The following is a 24,874-nucleotide window of genomic DNA, read 5'->3' as shown; positions in this document are numbered from 1 at the left end:
ATTACTCAACTAAAATTTTAAACAGAAGTACGAGGAGGCAAAAAACCTCCAGACCTTAGTTGTTCTACACTATCTTTAACAGCTTGAATAATGTAGCTGATATCTTCATCTGTATGGGCTGTAGATAAATAGCCGCTAATACCCAAAAGGTGAACTCCCTTATGCAGTAGATGATATTTTAATAAGCTCATAGTGACTGAAGCAGTAGAATTTCCCTCCGAAAGTTCTACTGATGCAGAACCAAATAGTGAGCCAAAGTTCGCCATTTTTAACGGTAGTTTTTCATTTGTAAAATAATTATTCAAATCAGTCACAAATTGTGTTGTACGTTCATTCAATTTATGATGCAATGATAATCCTTCACTTTGCAGATATTTGAGTACTGCTTTTGCAGCAGCCATCGCTAATGGATGTTTACAAAAAGTACCTGCAAAAAATGTTTTTTTGGTTTGAGGGTAGGAATCATCGCCATAGTTCCATATACCACCATCAATTGCATTCATATATTTACTTTTTCCAGCAATTACTCCAATGGGTATTCCTCCACCAACAATTTTTCCGTAGGTAGCGATGTCTGCTTTTACGCCAAAATATGCTTGTGCGCCACCAGGATGAATGCGAAAACCTGTAACCATTTCATCAAAAATTAAAGCAATTTCAGTTGCTTGTGTTAATTCCCGCAATTGATACAGAAATTCCTTTGGCTGTAAAGCTGGTCTACTAGTTTGTACAGGAACTACCAAAACTGCTGCTAATTCTTGTTGATGAGTTTTGATAATTTCTAATGATTCAGGATTAGCATAATCTAACACTAAAACATCATTAACAAAATTTGGTATTACTCCCGGTGCTAATGGTATTCCAGAGCGATTATTTTCTGCATTATGGCCTTTAACTAAAGTACCATCAAAATGACCGTGATAAGAACCAGAAAATATAACGATTTTATTACGTCCTGTAACGGCTCTAGCAATGCGGATAGCAGTCATTACGGCTTCTGTACCTGTATTGCTAAAACAAACCCGTTCCATTCCAGTAAGTTGAGAAATTAACTCAGCTACTTCACCAACAAGCTCTGATTGGGGGCCAATTTGAATTCCTTTATCTATTTGATTAATTAAAGCCTCTTTAATAAAAGATGGGTTATGACCAAAAAGATTAATTCCTAGCCCCATCATCACATCTACATATTCATTACCATCTACATCCCATATTTTGGAACCCAAAGAGCGATTAGCAACAATGGGATAATACATTTCTTTCAAGAGTAAATTAAACTCTCCTAAATTTTTATCATCAGATAAAAATAGGCGAGAATTTTGAGAAATTTGCTTTGATGTTTTGGTGCGATCGCTGTAACTATTGATAAAATATTGTAAGTACTCTTGCTGCTGCTTAGTAAGTCCGGCTTTAGCTAGCAGCTTAGTTAGATTGTCTGAAGTTTGAGGTAATGTAACTGGTTGTGCATTCATAAAGTTTCTTGTTTTGATTTATAATCGCAATGTATTAGTTGGCTGCAATTTTACATTTTTTAAATAGGTACACGCTTGTAGCAAATAAAATAATTACTACCAAGTGTTTGAGATATTCCTAAATCGTGATGTGCATCGTAACGGCTAATTTCACTAAATCCAGCAGTTTTTATAGCAGAAAAAATCTCTTTTTTGGCATAACATTTTTCAGATATCACTTTATCTAAACGTTGCCAACTTTTTTCTAATAATGTAAATACAGTTAAATAAATTTGACCTATTTTATTTTCTGGATTATAGATATTTTTTGTAGACCAAGCGTAATCATCTTTGATATTACCAGAAATTTTACCGTTCCAATTTGATTGGAATTCTTCTTCTGTGAAGAAGTGACACAAGAATATTCCATTTTCATTTAGTGCATTATAAACATTGTTAAATACGCACTCTAATTCTTCAATTTTCATAACATAGTTTAGAGAACCAGTTGTTGAAACCACTGCATCAAACTTAGCTGGTAAATCGAAAAATCGAGCATCGCCAAGAATAAGTTTTGCTTCTGGTGCATTCTCACGAGCATAAAGCAACATTTGCTCAGAGCCATCAATCCCTGTGACTTGATAATCCTGTTTGAGTAATTGTTGTGCTAAATGTCCAGTACCACAACAAAGATCAAGAATATGCGCTCCCTGAGTTAAATGTGGTAGTAACAATTTTTCTAAAACTGGTATTGTTTCTTGAAAAAGTCCTAATACCCAATCTTCGTTATATATGCGAGCTAAAACATCATAATCATCATAACGAATTGTTGAGTTCATGAAATATTACTCCTGAAAGTATTGGAAAAAGTTTAGTGAGTCTTTGTTTTCAAACTTTACGATCTAAATAACTCTGTTTAATCAAATAAGAAAAATAAACGCTGAGTAATTTATTGTCTAGCGAAGGACAAGTAATGGAAGTATCAACTAATCCATTGATAACGTTTTGGTTATCAAGCTGTATAAATCCTGAGTTGGAACTTTCTTCGTGAGCTTGTCTTGCTGGAAAAAATGGCACTAATGAATATAAAGGATGGTCTAATGAATCTTGAGTAACATTGAGCAATTTCTCTCGCCACTGGTCATAATAAATCTGCTCAATTGCATAACTCAATGAGCGAATATGCTCGATTAGTGTATTTGAATGGAGAGTTTGGGGATGAATTAAGTGGAAGGTTTTACCGAGAGATTCTTCCTGTTTTGATAAATGAACTATTGCCTTGCTGACATAATCTACAGGAACTATATTCTCTTTAATGTCTATATCTGGCGCACTTCCTAATTGTACACAACCTATTATCAATTTGTACAAAAAGTCATTAATATTAAAAACTCCTGTTTGGCTATGTCCAGATATGCGTGATGGTCTGTAAATAGAGATAGGAATTCCTCTTTCAGCCGCAGTTTGCACTAACTTTTCAGCTACCCATTTAGTTTGGCAATATCCATTGCTGGGAAATTCATTCTCATCCAGTCTATCTTGTTCACGTACTATTTTAACTCCCGATTCAACTTGTGAGGAAACAACACCAGAACTAGAAATAAAATGTACTGGTTTGGTTTTAGTTTGACTAGCTAATCGGAGGATTTCTTGTGTACCTAGTACGTTTGCAGGTTTCAGAATAGAGTACGGATAAATATGATGCACCCAAGCACCATTGTGGTATATGACATCAATTGTAGATGCTAATTGTTGAAATTTTTCAGTTTCTAAACCCAAAAACGGCTTTGATAAATCGCCGATAATGTGAATAATTCTAGAGTCCCAAAGTTCGTTCCAAATTCCATAAGATTCCAAGGTATTTTGCAGTTTTTTATTGCTATCCTCAAAATTTGGATGACGTACTAAGCAATAAATATCTGCTGTGGTTTGTTGCAGAAGTTCAGCTAGTAAAAATGATCCTAAAAATCCTGTAGCTCCAGTCAGTAAAATAGCGTTTGGTTCAGGGATAAACTTACCAACACTTTGAGGATAAATTGTCGCATCTAAAACAGTTTCAGTTTTGATATCTAAAGTTGGGTAATCAACTTCTGTTTGACAAACTCGATCGATATTTTCTGCTAAACCCCCTACTGTAGGTTTTTCTAATAAACTGCGTAAAGATATATCTAAGTTAAAAGTTTGTTTGACTTTGGCAAGTAGTTGAGTAGTTAATAAAGAATGTCCACCCAATTCAAAGAAGTTGTCGTAAACACCAACTTTCTCAACTTTTAAAACCTCTGCCCAGATTTGAGCTAGCATTTCCTCTACAGGAGTGCGAGGAGAAACAAATTCTCCAATTAAATCTGACCTGACTTGCTCTGGTGAGGGTAAGGCTTTTCTATCGACTTTACCATTGGGGCTTCGAGGTAATTCTTTTAGTAGTACAACAACTGATGGAACCATGAATTCTGGTAGTTTATCTTTGGCAAAATTGCGGAGTTCATTAACTGTAGTGGCTGATTTTGACTGGGGAACTACATAAGCAACTAAGCGTTTGTTTCCTGGTACATCTTCACGCGCAATAACTACTGTTTCTTGTACTCCCTGATGTTGATTTAGTAATGTTTCAATCTCGCCTAATTCTATACGGAAGCCACGTATCTTTACTTGGTTATCAATGCGTCCTAAAAAGTCAATATTGCCATTACTAAGATATCGTGCTAAATCTCCTGTTTTATACAGGCGCATTCCTGGTTGTTGGCTGAAGGGATGGGGAATGAATTTCTCAGATGTAATTGCAGCCTGATTTAAATAACCTCTAGCTAAACCTTCACCGCTAATATAAATTTCGCCAGGAACACCAACAGGAACCGGATTTAAGTGAGAATCTAGTATGTATATTTTTGTATTGGCTATGGGACAACCAATGGATATTTGCGTTCCGGTTTCTAGAGAATGATAATGGTATACACTACTCCAAACAGTTGCTTCTGTAGGCCCGTACTCATTAAATAGAGATGCTTCCGACTGTAATTGAGAGTGATGTTCTACCAATTCTAGCGGACAATATTCACCTGCAACTATGACAGCACGCAGGGAATTTAACTGTTCTGGTTTTGCTTGTTGCAATATTAGAGCATATAGAGAAGGAAGACTTAATAAATGGGAAACTCCATTTTGAGAAATTAACTCTACGATTTTAGGTACTTCTCTTTGTACACCTTCTGCTGGTAAGTGTAGAGTTCCGCCACAACAAAGTGTCCAGAAAATACCTGCAACAGAACTATCAAAAGCAAAGGATGAGAGTAATAAGAAACTGCTGATAGGTTCTTGATAGTAGGTAATGCGTGCAATTGTGGAGTGAACTAAGTTACGATGTGCGATCGCAACTCCTTTAGGCTTACCTGTAGAACCAGAGGTGTAGATTGCATAAGCTAAGTTTTCAGGAGTTGCTGTTGGAACGGGTGCTTCCTGACTCTCCTGTGCAATAGCTTCCCAATCTGTATCTAAGCAAATTTTCTGTGCATTGTGGTTGGGTAAGCCTTCCAGGAGATGCTGCTGAGTCAATAATATAGATACTTGAGTATCCTCTAGCATGAAAGCTAAACGCTCTTGCGGGTAGTGCGGATCGAGGGGAACATAAGCGCCTCCAGCTTTGAGAATACCCAAGATACCTACAAGCATTTCTAGGGAACGCTCAACACAAATCCCCACTAATACTTCTGCACCTACCCCTAACTTTTGCAAGGAATGAGCTAGTTGATTTGCACGCACATTTAGTTCAGTATAAGTGAATTGCTGGTTGTTAAATACAACAGCAATATTATCTGGTGTGCGTTCTACTTGCTCTGCAAATAGTTGGTGAATGCATTTATTTTGTGGGTAATCTACTTGAGTTTGATTGAACTCAAATAGAAGCTGATGCAGGGTGCGATCGCTTAAAATTTCTAATTCACTGATTGAAGCTTCTGGATTATACGTTGCACTTTCTACTAACTTGTGAAATTGCTCTACTAAACCTGCAATATTCTGTTCGGAAAGGAGATTAGAGTCATAATGAAATTCTGCATTCAAAAAATCCTTCTGGCGTCTACAAGAAAGTTTAATTTTGAAACGCTCAGTACAGGTATCAAGCTTGAAAATAGAAAATGAGATATTACCTGCACAATGCTTTGTATCTTCTTCTGTAAAATCAAAACCCACAGCCAAAAAAGGCAAAATATCTGATTTATTATCTCCTTCTGATATTTCTTCCCAAGTAAAACACTCTTGCCATTTGTCGATAGATTCTACAGATTCATGCACTTGCTGTAAAAGTTGACTAAATTTAAACTTACCTTCTAAATTACAATGAAGTGGTAAATATTTAGCAAATAGCCCCAATGCTCCTTTGAGTTCTTCATATTTTCTGCCATTAAATTCCTTGGCGACACTCATCTCAGATTGTCCAGTCAATCGCCAAAGCAGAACCAGCCAGCAAGTTAGATAAAAGTTAGATGCAGAAGTATTATACTTATGAGCCAATTTTTCGATATTAGCTACCAGTTCTGGAGTAATAACTGAATCTACTAATTTTGGTTGAAATTTTTGTTGGTTCGAGAGACGATTTTCAAAAGGAAGCTGAAAACTATCAATAGTAGAGAAGTCTTGCTGTTGCCAATATTCTCTACCTATTTTCGTTTCTTCTGCTTCTAGTATTTGATTTTGCCATTCTGAAAAGTCTGCATACTGGAGTGGTTCTTCAGATAATTCTTTATCTAATTTTCCTAAGTAAGAAAGAGCCAGTTCCTGTACTAAACAATTAAGGCTTACACTATCTGCACAGAGAGCAGGCAAACTAATAAATAATATATACTTATCTGGTGAAATAGTTACCAAATACGTATGTAAGATTAAACCTTTTTCAAACTCAAAATTTTGTTGTTTAATTTCCTGAAAAATTAACTCAACCTTTGCCTCTTGTTCTTGAGGTTTCAAATTACTAATATCGGATTTTTTCTCTAAAATAACCTTGCTATCTGTAATTACTTGTACTGGAATAGTCATTCCAGGTAGACAAACAAAACTGGTGCGGAGAATTTCATAGCGATTGACAACATCTTGCAAAGCCAATTCTAAATTATTGACATCAATATTTCCTTCAATCAAAATTGCACAATCGCTACGATAAGCCCAACTGCGATCGATTTGTTGTAGCAACCATAAATGCTCTTGCTGAGGTGAAAGTCTAAACCCCTCGATACTTTCTACTTGCATATTTATACCTCAGTGTTAGTTAAATACTTTGTGGTGTATAAGGTTCAGCCATTCCGACTAAAATTTTTCTGGGAGGAACAAATGGCTGACGAGCATGTATTGATAACATATTATCCAACATCAATACATCTCCTTTTTGCCAAGAAAAAGTGACCATTTCTTCTTGATAAGCAGCTCGCAGTTCAGCTAAGACTGATGGTTCAATTGCAGAACCATCACCGTAATATGTGTTAGTTGGTAAATCTTCTTCTGGCAAACTTTTCAATAACGATTCGCGTATTGTTGCTTCCAATGTGGAAACGTGAAAAAAAGTTGCGTGATTAAACCAGACCATTTCACCTGTTTGAGGATGTTTAAGAATAGCTGGCCCAACTTGTCTAGTTCTTAAGCGATCGCCTGCTTTCCATTCAACCTCAATTCCATTGCTTTGGCAATACTCTTCGACCTTGCTTTTGTCTGTAGTTTGAAATACAGTTTGCCAAGGAAGACCAAATCCATCGCCAAAGTTACGCATATACATAACTTGCTTTTCAATGAAGCGATCGCGTATTTTGGGATCAATGCGCTCAAAAACTTTTCGACAACTACCAATTGGAGTTTCTCCCCCCTTCGCTGCTGGACTCATACAAAAAAAGAAGATTTTCAACGGAAATGTAGGCGAGTAAGCGTGTTCATTGTGAGGAAAAATACTTTGGTCAGCAGGATAGTCAGTTGAAGTATAAATTCTCCCACCTACTTGAGTTCGTGGAGAAGCCCGATAACGATACTCCATTGCTTCTCCACAAATAGCTGCAATAATTTGCTCAAATTCTTCTACTGAATTAACTTTGAAATCTCGAAAAAGGATCGCTCCATATTTTAATAATTCAGTTTTCAAATATTCTCGATTATTCTTAGCCCAATCTTGCAGATTTACACCTTTTACACTAGGCTTAATCACCAAGGTAAAATTACTACCTGGCTTGATAAATTCAGTTTTGATTAACTCTTCTGTAGATATATTAACAGCTTTCCGTCTCACGGAACCTAAAGATTCAATTTTTGTCATGATTTTTATTCTCTGTTACTGATTATTTACTCGTTCTACGTTTAACGTTGATTAGTTTTTGTTGAATAGTATTTTGATAAATTTTTTCTCTAGATAAATCCTCTTTTTTATCTAATTCATCAAAAATTATTTTTAATTCACTTAATTTAGTTTCTGGATGTGTTGCAATCTTATTTAGAAGTGTTGCAAAATTATTTGATAATCTAACAATGCTGTCCCGATCGAACAGGTCAGTGTTATATTCCCATACACCAAATAATCCCTGCTCCGTTTCGTTTAACTCCAACAACAAGTCAAACTGCACTGTTTTGTTTTCGACTTTCAAAGATGTGATAGTTAGACCTGGAAGTTGTAAAGAAGGAGTTTGAGTATTTTCCAAAACAATTTTGACCTGAAATAGCGGTGTGCGGTTCAACTCCCGTTTTGGATTCAGCACATCAACCAGTTTATCGAAGGGTAAATCCTGATGAGCATAAGCTTCTAAAGTCATTTCGCGGACTCGTTCTAATAACTCTACAAAAGTAGGATCTCCTGATAAATCTGTACGCAACACTAACTGGTTAACAAAAAACCCGATCAATTCTTTAGTCTCAGCTTGATTGCGGTTGGCAATATCAGTACCCACAACGATATCTTCTCGATCGGTGTACCAGCACAGCAAAGTCTGAAAAGCCGCTAGCAGAATCATAAACAGTGTGATACCTTGGCGCTGATTCAGAGCCTTCAGCTTTTCAGATAAGGTTTTGGGTAGAACCAGAGCTTCCTTAGCTCCTGAGAAAGTCTGGATAGGCGTTACCGTTCGCGGAGCGTCTCGTAGAGAATCTCGCCGTAGGCATCGCGAGCGATTACTAGGGAGTTCTAGAACAGGAAGTTTACCGCCTAATTGCTTTTGCCAGTAAGTAAGTTGAGTTTCTAATCGCTCTCCCTGTAACCATTGTCGTTGCCAAACAGCAAAGTCTGCATATTGAATTGAGAGTTCCGAAAGCGGTGTTCGCGTAGCATCTCGCAGAGAAAGTTTGCCATGAGAAAAAGCTTCGTACAAAGTTGCAATTTCGTGAATCAGTACACCTATAGCCCAGCCATCAGCGACAATGTGATGCATGGTTAACAATAATGCATATTCTGCTGCCGCAAGTTGTACTAAAGTAACTCGCAACAAAGGCCCTTTAGTTAAGTCGAAAGGCTGTTGAGCTTCTTCACTCGCCAGTCTCAAAACTTCAGCCTCTCTTTCCTCTTGAGAAAGCTCTTGTAAATCTATCACTGCTAGTTTGAAGCTCAAGCTAGGAGCAATAACTTGGAAAGGTTGTTCATCAACTACTGTGAATGTTGTTCTTAAAACTTCGTGTCGTCTCACAACTTCGTTAAAGCTTTGCTCCAGCGCCGCTACATTTAACCATCCCACAAGACGCATGGATTGAGAGATGTTAAAAGCACTGTTCCCAGGCTGTAACTGGTCGATGTACCACAACCTCTGTTGGGCAAAAGATAGAGGAAATAAGTTAGATTCTCGACTTTGACGAACTATTTGCGGTTGTGAAAAGACGTTCTCTTTTTTCTTGTGAAGGCGTTGTGCAAGAAGCTGAAGTTTCTCTGGAGAAAGAGCAGCTAATCGTTGCGAAAGGTCACTCATTTTAATTCACTGCCTCTACCTTAGTTGAGATACAAAATGCTCTTCTGGCGAAATTATCATCCGATCGGGAAATTTTTCAATAAAAACATATTGTAAAAAGTCTTTTTCAATATCTGTCAGTTCAGGTTTGTAAAAAATTAACAGCAACACAACTCTTGGAGTATCGCTATTATTCCATGCTGTATGTTCATAGGAAGAGTCGAAGAATAGACACTTTCCTTCTTCCCAAGTGCGTGACTCGCCAGCAACGCTAATACCGCATTTGTTCGGAATTACAATACCAAGGTGACAGGTAATATGAAAATTATCTGGGTCGCGATGAGGTTTAATGACTTCCCCAGGTTTTAAGACTGATAATGCTGCATCTGTTAATCTTGTATGATTTGAAATTTTTTCTAATAAGCTTACTGTTTTTGGTAAATGTAAACTATTTTTTTCTATTTTTTTACCTGCCTCTATTAGCTCGACTGAATCCCATCCACCACGATTTACACCTAAGTAATGATATGGTTCTAGTATTGATTTATTTTTTATAGCTTCTAGAGCTTCTTGCCTAATTATTTCATAGCTATTTTCTAACAATTTCGCACCAGGCAAATCGCTCATGTCATACCAAGGTTTAGACATCAGCCCCATAACTTGAAATCCTTGTTGATCTGGAGTAGGACTAGCAACTGATTTACCAGAAGCCATGTTGATTGAAAGCTCTATTCTTTTCGTAGAAATGGTTCCAAATTTTTCCTTAAGTTCATCCAATATCTTTTGACTGCGAATATATAATGTTTCGTCATCTTTTATGCTACGTAAAAGCTTGACCACAAAAAATGATGTGGTAAATACTCCTAAAATCCCAGCTAATAATAAGGGAAGAAAAGCAATTACAAAATGGTTATTGCCTTGATGAAGTAACAACAGAGTATGGGTAGCATAAGCACCAATCAGGCAGAAGGCATTTAATGGTATAAGAAACCATCGTTGAAAAATCGTTCTGGTTGCAGAGCTATGGCTAAATATTATTTGTGATAAAGCCTTCCAAAATAATCCTATCCATAAAGCTAAGATTCCATATAAAATCAATAAAGGGATACTGATAATTGCATTGGAAATCTCAACTCTACCATCCAAATCAAGCACAAATAATAAGACAAAGAATAACCCTATTAAAAAAACACTTAATTGGCATATCAATAATACCGAAAAGTATTTTTTACCATTGAGATTGTACAAACTAATCATGAGCATATTTCCCTTGAATACTGGAGCGTTATAGATATTTTAAAAGCTGATAATTGATGTAACGAACAAAAAACGATTTCTCATTTCAGAATTTGTTCATTAGTTTTGTGAAGCAATTAATGACTGAACTTCATCCTGGGATAGTTGTTCAATATCTGCTAAAGCTTGAGCCAACTCTTCTAGATTTGTCTGTTCAGCCAGTTTTTGAACAATAACTTCAGACAATTCACCTATAGTTGGGCCATTAAAAAAGCCTTTATAAGAAAGTTCTATTTGGAAAAGTTTGCACAGTTCAGAAATTAATTGAGTAGCAAATAAAGAGTCTCCTCCTAGCTCAAAGAAGTTATCGTGAATACCCACTTTTTGAATACCCAGAAGTTTTTGCCAAACCTCAGCAAGGGTTCGCTCAATTTCATTAACGGGAGCAATATAAGCATTTCCTAAAATCGGGCGGGGGTGAGTTGGTTTGGATTGACTAAGCTGGGCTAATTTTTCCTCCAAGGTCTTAGGAGATTCATTTGGCTTAATCAAGCTGGGAAAATCTTGTGTTGATACAATGACCTGAGAAACTGTACTACTAGAGATAATACGTTTAAAGGCTTCTATACCCTCAAAAGAAGCCATTCCTGCTGTTAACTTTTCTCCTGTGATTTCCTGATGGCGTGCTTCAACAGCAGCGGCCATTCCTACACTATTCCATCTATCCCAGTTAATAGACTTAATGAATTTCCATGTCCCATATTTGGAGATACTGTAGTTAGCAAAGGAGTCAAGGAAGGCATTTGCAGCTGTATAATCTGCCATTCCAGATGTGCCAATAAATGAACTTAGTGATGAACAAAGTACAAAGAAATCCAATTGGCTTTTTTGGAATAGAGTTTCAAGTACTCGTGTTCCTTGTACTTTAGGTGCTAGCGCATTTTTTACAGCTTCTTTTGTTGTGAGTTGCATCATTCCCCCGCCGTAAACTGCGGCTGCATGAATGACTCCATGAATCTCACTAAATTGCTGATTGCTGTTGTTAAGCACTGCTGACATTTGGTCAAGGTTGGTAACATCAGCGCTAACTACCATTACCTCTGCACCTAATGCCTTTATCGCCTGCAATTTTTGGATCTTCTGGCTGATATTATCTTCCCGATCGTGAGTTGATAACCATTCAGACCACTTGTCTTGGTCAGGAAAAGCTGAACGCCCTACTAATATTAGTTTTGCTTGCACAGTCTGTGCTAAATATTCTGCCAGCACCAGACCAACACCTCCTAATCCACCAGTGATGAGATATACTCCTTGTTTTCTGAGGCGCAGATTTTCGGTAACGGTTTCATTTAGTTGCACAGCTTCAAAATCTTGCACCCAGCGATTCCGCCCACGGTAAGCAATAATTTGGTCAGATGTAGGGGTCGTAAGTTCCGCTATCAGGGTTGTGATGAGTTCTTCTTGACTACTTTCTACAGGAACTACAACATCAATACTGCGACAGGTTATATTTGGATACTCTAGTGGCATAACCTTACAAGCTCCAAGAACCAATGCCTTTTCTGGACACAGTATTTCTGAACCTGTTACTTCCTGCAAATTGTTGGAGACAATGCTAATTTCTAGAGCATCTGTCTGATTATTTTCTGTAATGGCCTGCGCTAAAAACAACAAGCTCGACCAGCCTAAAGCTTCAATTTCTGAGTTTGTATAAGTGTTTGGTGTGACACTCCACAGATGAACAATCTTTTTTGGAATCTTACCCAGACTCCGAAGTTCTTTGAGCAAGGTGTTGTAATCATCCTCTTTTTCAGGATTAATCGTATATATGCGTTGAGGATATTCGCTATTTTGTTGAAATTGCTTTCCAACCCTGACGGAAATAACATCTTGATTCTCAAGTACTAGTTGTTTTATCAACTTTTCACCCAAGCCACACTCATCCACAAATACTAACCAGCATCCTAGCTTTCTCTCGAATCCAGGTTGAAAACGCTGCGGTGGCATAGTACGTTTCCAAGAAGGAATGTAAAACCAGTCAGCAATATCTGATTTTTTACTTAATAAGTCTTGGTTCTGCTGGCTAAGAGCTTTTTGCTTTCTAAAGGTAAATGCTGTAGGTGCTGAGTTAGTTACTGATGTAGTAGCTTGAGCCACTAAAATCTGTTCGCCGAAAGCTTCAGTCTCCGAGACAGGCGCTACCTCAACAAACCCTTGAGAGTGTAGAGCCTTCTGCCATTGCTCCTGTGATAAAAATGGATTACCACGGCTGCGTCCTTCATCCTCTAACGGATTCATCAGCAGTCCGTCGGTGAGATCGAAGTCTAATTGTGGTTGAGTTATCTCCCACAATAGCAGGAATCCTCCAGGAGCTAATAGCGATCGCACATGCTCCAGAGTTTTTGTTATATTCCGGGTTACGTGCAATACATTGACAGCTATCACCACATCAAAACTGTGGCTGTTGAACCCTTGTGCAGTTGGCGGTTTTTCAATATCTAGAAAACGATATTCAACAAAGGGATAAGCACTAAACTTCTGTTTGGCTTGATTCAAAAACAAACCGCCTACATCTGTAAAAGTGTAGTTAGTGCGTTCAGATGGCAAGACAGGCAGTAATTCTGTTGTAGCAATACCCCCTCCACCACCAATTTCTAGAATTCTCAAGTTTACATCTGGCGGTAATAACTTTACTACCTGTTCTATACCTGCTTGCACGATCCCTTTTAAATGGGTATCCAGAGGTAATTCTGAATTTGCAATTTCTGGTTTGTTGTCTTTTATCGCAAAATACAACTCTAACGGTTCTTTTTCACCAGTCAGTACAGCAGGCAGATTCTCACCACATACCTGGACTATATTTAGCTCATGGGGTGTATCTATGTATCTTACTTTAACTTCTTCTACCAAAGCATTAATAGAGTCTGGGGAAAAGGGAACAAGATTTGTAAATAAATCCTTTTCTTGTTGTAGATAACCTTGTTCTACGAGTACATCTAAAAAGCGACACAACAATTGCCGATAACGAGGAATAATTTGAAATTGTTCACACAACTCCTCAAGGGAATAGCGTTCATTATTTTTGCTAAAAGCGCCTAAACGCTGGAGAGCAAGGTTTATGTAGGCAGCGCACAAACGATCCAAACACTGTTTATTTAGCAAATAAGTTTGCTCGTCCAGTGTGGCGATGCTAGCATGAGCCTTTATTCTACAAGCCTCTACGAGAGATTTACCTAAATCAACTGCCGTTTGTCTTGGCTGTTTTTGTGCTTCAATCCAGTAACGTTGGCGCTCAAATGGATAGGTTGGTAAAGGAATATGATGGCGTTGCTCGTTAGCATAAAAACCAGACCAGTCTACTTTGATACCAAAAAGCCAGAGCCGCCCCAAAGAGTTGAGTAAAAATGCTACATCCGATTGTTGTTCTTGTGGATGGCGAATTGAGGTTAGTATAACCTGTTGATCTTTGTGATGTTGCTTGGTAAAGGTACTTAAAGTTCTTCCCGGCCCGACCTCTAAAAAGATACGCTCCTGTGTTTTAAGTAACTCAGTCATCCCTTCGCTAAAGCGCACAGTTTGCCGCAAATGTTTTACCCAATATTTTGGGTCTGTTGCTTCAGCTATAGTAATCCAAGTGCCACTAACGTTAGATACAAACGGAATTGTCGCCGGATGAAGTTGGAGTTTTTGTAACTGTTCTGTAAATGGCTGGAGAATTGGCTCCATCATCTGAGAATGAAAGGCATGAGAAGTATGCAGCCTGCGACAGCCTACACCTTTGGATTCTAGCTGTTGTTGTAATTGTGCGATCGCTTCACTTGCACCAGAAACCACGCAGGAGGAAGGCCCATTACTTGCAGCTAAAGACAGTTCTGTATTGAGCAGAGGTTGTATCTCTGGTTCGGAAAGTTGCACGGAGAGCATTTCCCCACTGGGAAGTTGCTGCATCAGTCGTCCTCGGATTGCGACTAGCATTAGGGCATCTTCCAGCGAGAAGACTCCAGCTAAAGTCGCAGCTACATACTCCCCGATACTGTGACCAATCATTGCTTTGGGGTGGACACCCCATGCCATCCACAATTGAGCTAGGGCGTATTCAATGATAAATAGTGCTGGCTGGGCAACAGATGTCTGCTGAAGTTGCTCTGTTACCTTTGCTGTCTCTGCCTCTGGATAAAGTATATGGCGTAAATCAAAACCTAGATGCGGTTTTAGCAGTTCACAGCAACGGTCAATTGCTAGGGTAAAGGTTGGCTCACTCTGATAGAGTTCTCTACCCATATTCACATACTGCGTTCCTTGCCCAGAAAACATAAACACCACAGGACGATTGGCAGGCTGCTGGTATTGGGTGAAAACTCGCTGTGAATCTAAAGGAGAAAGCACATCCACCGCATCATTCATATCTTGACATACCACCATTCGGCGATGCTCAAAAGCTCGACGACCTACACCAAGGGTATGAGCCACATCGCCTAAGTTGAGATGGGGATGCTGTTTGAGATGATTAGCCAGATTCGCCGTAGCTGTTTCTAGCGCTGATTCCGTTTTTGCAGAAAGAACCAACAGATAATATTTCCTCCCCTGCCCCTCTGCTTCTCTGCCCCCCTGCCCCTCCACAGGGGCTTCTTCTAAAATTACATGGGCATTAGTCCCACCAATCCCAAAAGAACTAACTCCAGCGCGGCGAGGAATGCCGTTTGTTTTCCATTGGGCAAGTTTGGTGTTGACATAAAAAGGACTGTTGGCAAAATCAATTTGCGGTGATGGTTCTTGAAAGTGCAAACTAGGCGGTATTTGTTGATGCTTCAGGGCTAGGACAGTTTTAATTAAACCTGTTACCCCAGCAGCAGCGTCTAAATGACCAATGTTGGTTTTTACTGAGCCAATAGCGCAGAAGCCTTTTTTCTCAGTGCTGGCTCGAAAAGCTTGTGTTAACGCCGCGATTTCAATGGGATCTCCTAGTGTTGTTCCTGTCCCATGAGCTTCAATATAAGTAATGGTTTCAGGTTCAACGTCGGCAAGAACTTGAGCGGTTCTAATCACCTTGGCTTGACCGTCTATCCGTGGTGCTGTATAGCTAACTTTGAGAGATCCATCATTATTAATAGCAGAACCTTTGATGAGGGCATGAATAGTATCTCCATCTGCTAGAGCATCCTCTAATCTCTTCAAAACTACGATGCCAACACCTTCACCACCAACAGTTCCCTGTGCTTGAGCATCAAAAGCGCGGCAGTGTCCGTCAGGCGAACCAATTCCCCCTTCTTTATATAAATAGCCAGCTTTTCTTGATGCAGAGATTGAAACACCACCAGCCAAAGCTATATCGCATTCCCCATTTAGTAAGCTTTGAGTGGCTAAATGTACAGCAACTAATGAAGTAGAGCAGGCGGTTTGAACAGTGAAACTCGGCCCCTCTAGATTCAGTTTGTAAGAAACGCGGGTAGTTAAGTAATCTTTGTCACCTGCGATCGCTAGTTGGTGATTATCTATAGATCCAATAATATCTTCGTTTAAAATAATATTCAGTAAGTACCTACTTAAGCTAGCCCCGGCGTAAACTCCAATAGAACCTTGATAGTTTTCTGAGTCATAGCCAGCATCTTCAAGGGCAGTATATGCACATTCTAAAAAAAGACGATGTTGTGGATCGGTAATTTCAGCTTCTCTGGGATTAAAACCAAAAAATGCAGCATCAAAAAGTTCTACATCTTCTAATACAGCTCGTGCTTTGACAAACTTCGGATTATGGAGTGTAGCTGCATCTAGCCCATAAGCTAACAGTTCTTCATCAGTGAAAAATGAAATTGACTCTACACCATTTTGGAGATTTTGCCAAAACTCATCAACATTTTTGGCTCCAGGGAACCGCCCGGCTATGCCAATAATCGCTATTTCTGAACCATTCTGCTCAACAGATGCTATGGGGATATTCATTTTTCATTAACTCCTTGATTACTCATTATCGACTTCATCTTTTGCAACCGTTTTCTTTGTTGAGATTTACCAATTGTAATTTTTTCTATTGAAATATTAGTTTCACTAATAAATGATGTTTGATTTTTATTTTGACTACAAAACTCACCGAGAGAGTTAATAGTCGGATATCTAAACATATCAAGCATTGATAAATCGACTGGGAATATTTCGCGTAATTGGCTATGAACTTTCACCATGAGTAATGAATGACCGCCGAGTTCAAAGAAGTTGTCGTGAATGCCTATTTTCTCGATATTGAGAGATTTTTGCCAAATTGTAGCTATAGTTTGTTCTATCTCAGTTTGTGGCATCACATAAGTAGCTTCTAGCTCTGGGCGGATTTCTGGTGCAGGGAGCGATCGCCGATCGAGTTTACCGTTGGGCAACAAAGGCAAGGTTGGCAAGATAATGAAACTTGAGGGCAGCATATATTGCGGTAGCTTCTCCTGAAGAAAGCCACGCAGTTCAGTGTTTATGATCGGCTGTTCTGGCTGAGGGCTAACATAAGCTACTAAGTACTTATCACCATGCTCGTCTTCCCTAGCTATTACCACTGCTTCGCGTACTTTATTGTGTTGCTGCAATGTCGCTGATATTTCGCCCAGTTCGATGCGGAAGCCCCGAATTTTTACTTGCTGGTCGATGCGTCCGAGAAGTTCGATATTCCCATTGGGTAAGTAGCGGGCTAAATCGCCAGTGCGATACAGACGCATTCCCGATTTTTCGCCAAAAGGGTTGGGAATAAATTTTTCGGTAGTAAGTTCAGGGTGATTGAGGTAGCCCCTGGCAATCCCAATACCACCAATATATAACTCGCCTGGTACGCCTAAAGGTGTAGGGTGCAAATGTTTATCTAGCAAATAGACCTGGGTGTTGGCAATGGGGCGACCAACAGGTACACAATAAACAGGTTGCTTCTCTGGATAGGTAACTGGTTCAACTGGTTCATAAATAGTGACACCAATCGTTGCTTCAGTCGGGCCATAAGCATTGAGCCAACGGATACGGGGACTCTGGGAGCGATCGCCTACCAGTTTTTGCCAAAGTGCGAGTTTTTCTGGTAAAGCTTGCTCAGTTCCGACAATTACCAAGCGCAGTGTCGGCGGTAATGGTTCTGTTGTTTGAGTCAAGTCAGATACCCACTCATGCCAATAGGCTGTTGGTAAATTGACGACAGTTAGTTTTTCCTGTATCAAGAATTGTCCAAAGTGAGCAAACAATAATACCCGATTGGGTCTGATGACTACAGTTGAACCACTTAACCATGATGGAAATAGTTCTTCGGCTGCCACATCAAAGCTCACAGAAGCGAATTGGAGAATGCGATCTTCTGGTTGCAGTTCATAAGCTTTGGCGGCAGCAATACTGTGATTCACTAAAGCTTGGTGTGTAATCAGTACGCCTTTAGGTGTTCCTGTAGAACCGGAAGTGTAAATTACATAAGCCAAGTTTTCGGCTATTACATTGCTACTGAGGTTTTCCTGACTTTCCTGGGCGTAAAGCTCGCATTCGTCTAGGCATACAACCTTAGCCGCAGATGTCGGGAGTTCCGCAATTAGATGCTTTTGAGTAAGCAACACTAAAGGTTTGACATCATCTAATATTAAAGCTAGTCGTTCCTGTGGATATGCCGGATCGAGTGGCACATAAGCGCCACCAGATTTCAGAATGCCTAAAATTCCGATCGCCATTTCAAGCGATCGCTCTACACAAATCCCTACCAATACCTCTGGTTTAACCCCAAGCGAATCGCTACGCGACAGCTTTGCTGAACGCAAATAATGGGCCAATTGATTTGCGCGGTTATTTAGCTCTCGATAGGTGAGGTGTTGGTCTTCAAAGGTTACGGCAATTGCATCAGGTAATCGCTCTACTTGAGCCTCAAATAACTCATGGATACAATACTCTCCAGGATAGTCAGTTTGAGTATTGTTCCACTCCACCAACAACTGATGCTGTTGAGTTTGTGTCAATATAGGCAATTCTGCAAGGGGTTGCTCTGGGTTAGCGACAACACCTTCTAGCAAGGTTACGTAATGTCCGAGCCAACGCTGAATTGTTTGGGTATCAAATAAATCTGTATTATATTCCAGTTCTAGCAGTAGTTTGCTGTCTGTCTGAAGAATATTTAAATTAATATCCAGCTTAGTAGCACTGGTAGAATTTTTAGCTATCTCAAACTCTTGTTTTAAAGACTTGGACTCCAATGGAGCTTTGTCCAGATTAAACCCTGTGGTAAAAAGAGGGGTGCGGCTAGGGTCTCGTGGTAATTTTAAATTTTCAATTAGTTTAATAAAAGGATAAATTTGATACTCGTAAGCATCTAACAATACCTGCTGGATTGAACTCAAATATTCTGTGAAACCTGGGTTGCCAACAACTTGGCTGCGTATGGGCAATAGATTAACACAGTGGCCGACAAGATATTCACCTGCGATCGCAGATTGTCCAGCCGAAGCAATACCAACAACAATATCTTGTTGATTTGTCAATCGTTGCAATAAGGTGATAAATGCTGTTAAAAGAATCGTAAATAAAGTATAACCACGTTGTACACTTAAGCTTTTCAAAGAATTATACAAAGTGGAATCAAGAATTATATTTTCTCGCGCTCCAGTGTACGAAAATATCGGTGGTCGAGGACGGTCAGTTGGTAATTCCAAAACAGGCACTGAACTGGCAAATTGATTCAGCCAATAAGCTTCAGCTTTTGCCATTTCTGGACTCTGTTGCATTTGTACTTGCCACAGAGCATACTCACTCCATTTCATCGGTTGTGGAAGTTGGCTAGCAATACCTTGGCACTCTGCGGAATAAATTGCTGCTAGTTCTCGTAACAAAATACTAATTGACCAACCATCAGCAACAATGTGATGATTTGTCAAAACCACAAGATGACGATCTTCCTGCAACTTGACGATATGACAGTTCAGTAATGGCCCTTTTTCTAAATGGAAAATTTGTTGAGCTTCTCGTACCAACAATTCCGATAGCTGTGTTTCTCGTTGACTTTTATCTAAACTTGAAAAGTCGCTCACAGGAATGTCTATAGTCAAAGTGGGATGAATCAGTTGATTATCCCCCTCTGGACTAAAAGTAGTTCGCAACGCTTCGTGACGATTGATAATTTCCTGAACAGCCTTACGTACTGCCAATAAATTGCCACTTCCTCGCAGATGAATAGTTCTAGATTCGTTATAGGCGCGGGAAACTTCATCTCCCATCTGTGCTAAAAACCACAGTTCTTTTTGTGCTGCTGTCAGGGGAATTTTGAGCGTTGTTGAAATCGGGGCAGGTGGTAATAATTCCCCTTGTTGCATTTCTACTACGCTTTCCTTGACTGCCTCAATTACATGTTCAATATCTGCATCAGTATGCGCCGTAGATAGATAAAATGTCCGTCCTTCCCAGACATAAACGCCTTTTTCTAAGAGATGGTAGAAAAACAACTGACCAAACTTGAGGGGAGATGAGGCGATGAAACGAAACAGCGAACCAAAATGAACTACTTGAATTGAAACTTGTCTTTGTTCAAAGTAACTATTAAGAGTTTGGGCTAATTTCGTTGTTTTTTCAGATAACTCCTGCTGTAATTTTGGGCCATTATTTTTAATATGGTTGAGTGCAGCCCAAGCCGCCGCCATTACCAAAGGATGTTTGAAGAAAGTACCTGCAAATACTGTGGTTTCCGCTTGAGGATAAGACCCATCTCCATAGTTCCACATTCCACCGTCCAGGGTATCCATCAAAGCTGCCTTGCCAGCTATAACTCCAATTGGCATCCCAGCAGCAACGGCTTTACCGTATGTAGTCAAATCTGCTTGAATATTCCACAAGCCCTGAATCCCACCTGGGTGCATCCGAAAACCGGTAATTACTTCGTCAAAAATTAATACGGTTCCTGTTGCTTGAGTTAATTCTCTAAGTTGCAGCAGAAACTCTTTCGGTTGCAAATCTGGGCGACTGCTTTGTATCGGTTCCACCAGAACTGCCGCCAGTTCGTAAGCATGAGTTTTCAGAATTTCGAGGGATTCAGGTTGTCCATAGTCAAGTACGATGACATCATCAGCAATGTATGATGGAATGCCTATAGCTCTGGGGATAGAACGCCGCGTTCCTTCGCTGGTTGTTACTCCTCTTACCAAAATCCCATCATAAGTACCGTGATAAGAACCAGCAAATAAAGCAATCTTAGAGCGTCTTGTGGTAGCCCGTGCTAGGCGGATTGCTGCCATTACCGCTTCTGTGCCATCGTTACAAAAAGCTGCTCGTTCTGCGCCTGTCAACTCACAAATTAACTCTGCAACTTGACCGGCAAGACGCGATTGTGGGCCGTGCAATATACCTTGTTTTATTTGTTCTTGAATAGCTTCAATAACAAAAGATGGTGAATGACCAAATAAAAGCGCACCAAACCCCATAGAAATGTCTACATACTCTTGTCCATCAACATCCCAAAGTCTGGCTCCCTCTCCACGCTGTCCGTGAATGGGATATAACATCTCTTTAATGGAGGGCAGGAAGCCTGTTATCGCCCTGCTATTGGCATGGTAGGAACGATAAGCTTGAGTAAGTCGTTTAGATTCGGGAGTAAGTTTGACAAAACGTGTAATTAAAGCATCTAAATGTTTTTGTTGACGGTGAGTCAATAGAGTCTTTGATTCTAACTGAAGAGGCTCAATTGTTTGGGTGATGAGTTGTTGATTAGACTCAGTTTGAATCGATGATGGAATTTCTGGAAAATCAGAGTTATTAATTAAAGATTGAGCAACTTGTCTTACCTCATGCTGAATAGGGGTAGATGAGATTGCTTTTTGTACAGGTAATATCTTCTTTGATGAACCTGCTTTTTGTAAAATGTCTAGCTGTTTGGACATCAACTGAAGCTGCTGTTCTATTACTTGTTCTAGTACTGTAACTGTTACAGATTTTTCATCTTCTTGTTCTAAGTTTTGGGTATCTGAAGTCTTTTCAGTATGTGCTTGTAGTATTGTGCTAAATGTAGATTCCTGAAAAGAAGGCTCTACAATCAGATTTTGTGGAGGTAGTTCTTGAGCTATATGAGTTCCTAATGCATGAATTGTTGATAAATCTTCAAGCAATAAGCGAAAAGGAATATCAATACCTAACTCTTGTTGAATAGCACGGTTAATTTGCAACAAAATTAGAGAGTCAACACCCATCGCTAGAAAAGGAGTATGAATATCTATTCCAGATGATTTCACTCCCAATGACTCACTAACAATGTGTTTGAGCGTCGATATTATTTTTTTATAGTGAAAATCTTCATTCATAATATTTTAGATTTATTGAGATTACTACTAACTAAAAATTTAAGTTACTATTATCTGAAATTACATATCTTTTTCTAATAGTTCTAACTGCTGAAACATAATAGAAATTTGACGATCTATTATTTTTATGGCAGGATTATCGCGTTTTTCATTTTTGTTACTCAAATTAAGAATATTGTTTTGCGGAGATTGAACAAGTAAATGTTGTGATTTATCTCCTAAATGATTTTTACGACTACTAACTTTCTCATTATCTAACTTTTGATTATTATGAGTGTCTTTTTCATTCAATGGATTGAAATCATTATCTTTAGAAGATTCAACCCAGTATTTTTGTCGTTCAAAAGGGTAAGTCGGTAAAGCAAGTCGATGACATTTTTGATTGGCATAAAATCCTGACCAATCGACTTGTATTCCAGACAGCCACAAATGTCCCAGAGTATTTAGTAAGAATGCAACATCGGATTGTTGGTCATGAAGATGACGTATGGAGCAAAGTGCCAAATGTCCTTGAGCTTGTTGTTTAGTTAAAGTACTTAAAGTGCGACCTGACCCAACTTCTAAAAAAATCCGATTTGGCTGTTTGCACAATTCAGTAATGCCATCAGCAAAGCGCACTGACGATCGCAAATGTTTAGCCCAGTAATTGTTATCTGTTGCTTCCTCTGGAGTAATCCAAGTGCCAGTTACATTGGATAAAAAAGGAATTTTTGGGTAATTAAGATTGATTTTTGCAAATAACTTGGTAAATGGCTCAATAATAAAGTCCATCATTTGAGAATGAAAAGCATGGGAAGTATGCAGAAAACGGCAGTCAATCCCTTGCTCGGTTAAGCGGTTTTGTAAATCTTCAATCTCTGCGGTTGGGCCTGAAACTACACAGCGCTCTGGTGCGTTGATGGCTGCTAAGGAAAGTTGATCGCCTAGCATCTGCGTAACTTTTTTCTCAGGTAGCGCTACAGCCAGCATTGCTCCTAAAGGTAGTTGCTGCATCAGTTGTCCACGGGTAGCAACTAGCATCAATGCATCTGCTAAAGAGAATACCCCAGCTAAACAAGCGGCGACATATTCTCCTATACTGTGACCAATCATTGCACTAGGGTATACTCCCCTAGATAACCACAATTGTGCTAGAGCATATTCAATCGCGAACAACGCCGCCTGGGTAATATGAGTTTGTGTTAACAGTTCTGTCGCCCATTGGGTCTGTTCTTGGCTGGGATAGAGAATAGTGCGTAAGTCTAACCCTAAAATAGGTTTAAGTTGCTCACAGCAATCATCAACCTGTTCCCGGAAAATTGGCTCAGTTTGGTATAATTCTCTACCCATGTCTACATACTGAGATCCCTGACCAGGAAACATAAACACAACTTCTGACTCACCTGGTTTTTGATAGTGCGTGAAAACTCGTTGCGTATCTTTTGTCTCTAAAACTTTGATTGCATCATCAATATCTTGACAAACTACCATCCGACGATAGTCAAAAGCTCGACGGCCTACCCCCAGAGTGTAAGCAACATCAGCTAAGTTCAAATTAGGGTGCTGTTTGAAGTGATTAGCCAGATTTGCCGTAGCTGCCTCTAATGCTGATTCCGTTTTCGCAGAAACAACCAATAGATGATGTTTCCTCCCCTGCCCCTTTGCCCCCCCCTGCTCCATTACCAGGGCTTCTTCTAGAATCACATGAGCATTAGTGCCGCCAATACCAAAGGAACTGACTCCTGCACGTCTAGGGTGTCCGTTTGACTTCCATTCTGAAAGCTTGTCGTTAACGTAAAAGGGACTGTTAGCAAAATCAATCTGGGGTGATGGTTCTTGAAAGTGCAGACTTGGTGGTATTTGCTTGTGTTTGAGCGCGAGGACAGTTTTGATTAAACCTGCAACACCAGATGCAGTATCTAGGTGTCCGATATTCGTTTTTACCGAACCAATGGCGCAGAAATTCTTTTTCTGAGTTCTGGCGCGAAAAGATTTAGTTAAGGCTGCAATTTCAATCGGATCTCCTAAAACAGTGCCCGTGCCATGAGTTTCTATATAACTGACCATATCGGGTTCGATTCTGCTGATGGCCAAAGCCTCTGCAATCACCTTGGCTTGACCATCGATACTCGGAGCTGTATAGCCAACTTTGGCAGAACCATCATTATTAATGGCTGAACCTTTAATCACAGCATGAATATAATCTCGATCGGCGATCGCATCTGCTAATCGTTTTAAAATAACTATACCTACACCATCACCGCCAACTGTTCCTTGCGCTTTGGCATCAAAGGCGCGGCAGTGTCCATCGGGAGACAAAATTCCTCCCTCTTGATAAGCATAGCCAGTCTTTTTTAAGTTAGTTATCGAAACTCCACCTGCTAAAACCAGATCGGATTCACGATCTATTAAGCTTTGGCAGGCTAAATGAACAGCAACTAATGAACTAGAACATCCAGTTTGGATAGTGATAGCTGACCCTTTTAAGTCTAATTTATAAGCAACTCGTGTAGTCAGATTATCTGTACGATTATTATGTCTAATTTGGTCAAGACCAACTAATTTTATTAATTCAGGATTGGAAAAAAGATTGAATAAAAAGTAACTACTAATACTGGCACTACCGTAGACACCAATTCGACCTTGATAAGTTTTAGAATCATAGCCAGCACTTTCCAAAGCTTCCCAAGCTGTTTCCAAAAAGAGGCGGTGCTGTGGATCTATTATTTCTGCTGTTTTGGGAGAGTAATCAAAGAATCCAGCATCAAATAATTCTATATCTTCCAATACAGCTTTTGCTTTAACATAATTTGGGTCATTTAGTGTAGTTTTGTCTACCCCAATTGATTCTAGCTCTTGGTCTGAAAAAAATGAAATTGCCTCCAAACCATCTTTTAGATTTTGCCAAAACTTATCCAAATTACTAGCTTTAGGAAACCGCCCTGACATACCGATAATAGCTATGTCTAAATCGCTTATTTGATTTTCCTTAAATTCATTATTATATGCCATGTGTAAATTGTTGTTAGTAAAGGTA

General features: G+C 39.4%; 9 protein-coding genes. All 9 read right to left on the bottom strand.

The genetic code is table 11. The features are described from left to right. Window positions 1-17: 17 nt before the first annotated feature. Window positions 18-1,472, bottom strand: coding sequence for an aspartate aminotransferase family protein (locus ACM0OX_RS05475; RefSeq protein ID WP_414513700.1), 1,455 nt, complete (start codon window positions 1,470-1,472; stop codon window positions 18-20). Window positions 1,473-1,531: 59 nt separating this feature from the next. After that, a complete protein-coding gene (locus ACM0OX_RS05470) occupies window positions 1,532-2,290 on the bottom strand; it encodes a class I SAM-dependent DNA methyltransferase (protein ID WP_414513698.1) in 759 nt (252 codons plus the stop codon). Between the two features lie 49 nt (window positions 2,291-2,339). After that, window positions 2,340-6,689: an amino acid adenylation domain-containing protein gene (locus ACM0OX_RS05465; RefSeq protein ID WP_414513696.1), complete on the bottom strand. Its 4,350-nt coding sequence runs from the start codon at window positions 6,687-6,689 to the stop codon at window positions 2,340-2,342. A 19-nt stretch (window positions 6,690-6,708) separates the two neighbouring features. Further along, complete coding sequence (locus tag ACM0OX_RS05460) at window positions 6,709-7,737, bottom strand: TauD/TfdA family dioxygenase (protein ID WP_414513693.1); 1,029 nt, start codon at window positions 7,735-7,737, stop codon at window positions 6,709-6,711. Between the two features lie 22 nt (window positions 7,738-7,759). Further along, window positions 7,760-9,367 (bottom strand): condensation domain-containing protein, encoded by a 1,608-nt coding sequence (locus tag ACM0OX_RS05455; protein ID WP_414513692.1) that lies wholly within the window; start codon window positions 9,365-9,367, stop codon window positions 7,760-7,762. A gap of 15 nt (window positions 9,368-9,382) precedes the next feature. After that, the gene (locus ACM0OX_RS05450; RefSeq protein ID WP_414513690.1) at window positions 9,383-10,603 is read right to left on the bottom strand and encodes an aspartyl/asparaginyl beta-hydroxylase domain-containing protein; all 1,221 of its coding nucleotides are present in this window, start codon (window positions 10,601-10,603) and stop codon (window positions 9,383-9,385) included. 99 nt (window positions 10,604-10,702) lie between these two features. Beyond that, complete coding sequence (locus ACM0OX_RS05445; RefSeq protein ID WP_414513688.1) at window positions 10,703-16,522, bottom strand: SDR family NAD(P)-dependent oxidoreductase; 5,820 nt, start codon at window positions 16,520-16,522, stop codon at window positions 10,703-10,705. Further along, the gene (locus ACM0OX_RS05440) at window positions 16,519-21,858 is read right to left on the bottom strand and encodes an amino acid adenylation domain-containing protein (protein WP_414513687.1); all 5,340 of its coding nucleotides are present in this window, start codon (window positions 21,856-21,858) and stop codon (window positions 16,519-16,521) included. The genes ACM0OX_RS05445 and ACM0OX_RS05440 overlap by 4 nt, the downstream gene beginning before the upstream one ends. Before the next feature lie 60 nt (window positions 21,859-21,918). Then, a complete protein-coding gene (locus ACM0OX_RS05435; protein WP_414513686.1) occupies window positions 21,919-24,849 on the bottom strand; it encodes a type I polyketide synthase in 2,931 nt (976 codons plus the stop codon). Window positions 24,850-24,874 lie beyond the last annotated feature (25 nt).

Origin of the sequence: Nostoc sp. PCC 9305 (genome assembly GCF_963920915.1) — a bacterium.
GTDB lineage: Bacteria > Cyanobacteriota > Cyanobacteriia > Cyanobacteriales > Nostocaceae > Nostoc.
This window is presented reverse-complemented; position numbering and strand designations above follow the sequence as displayed.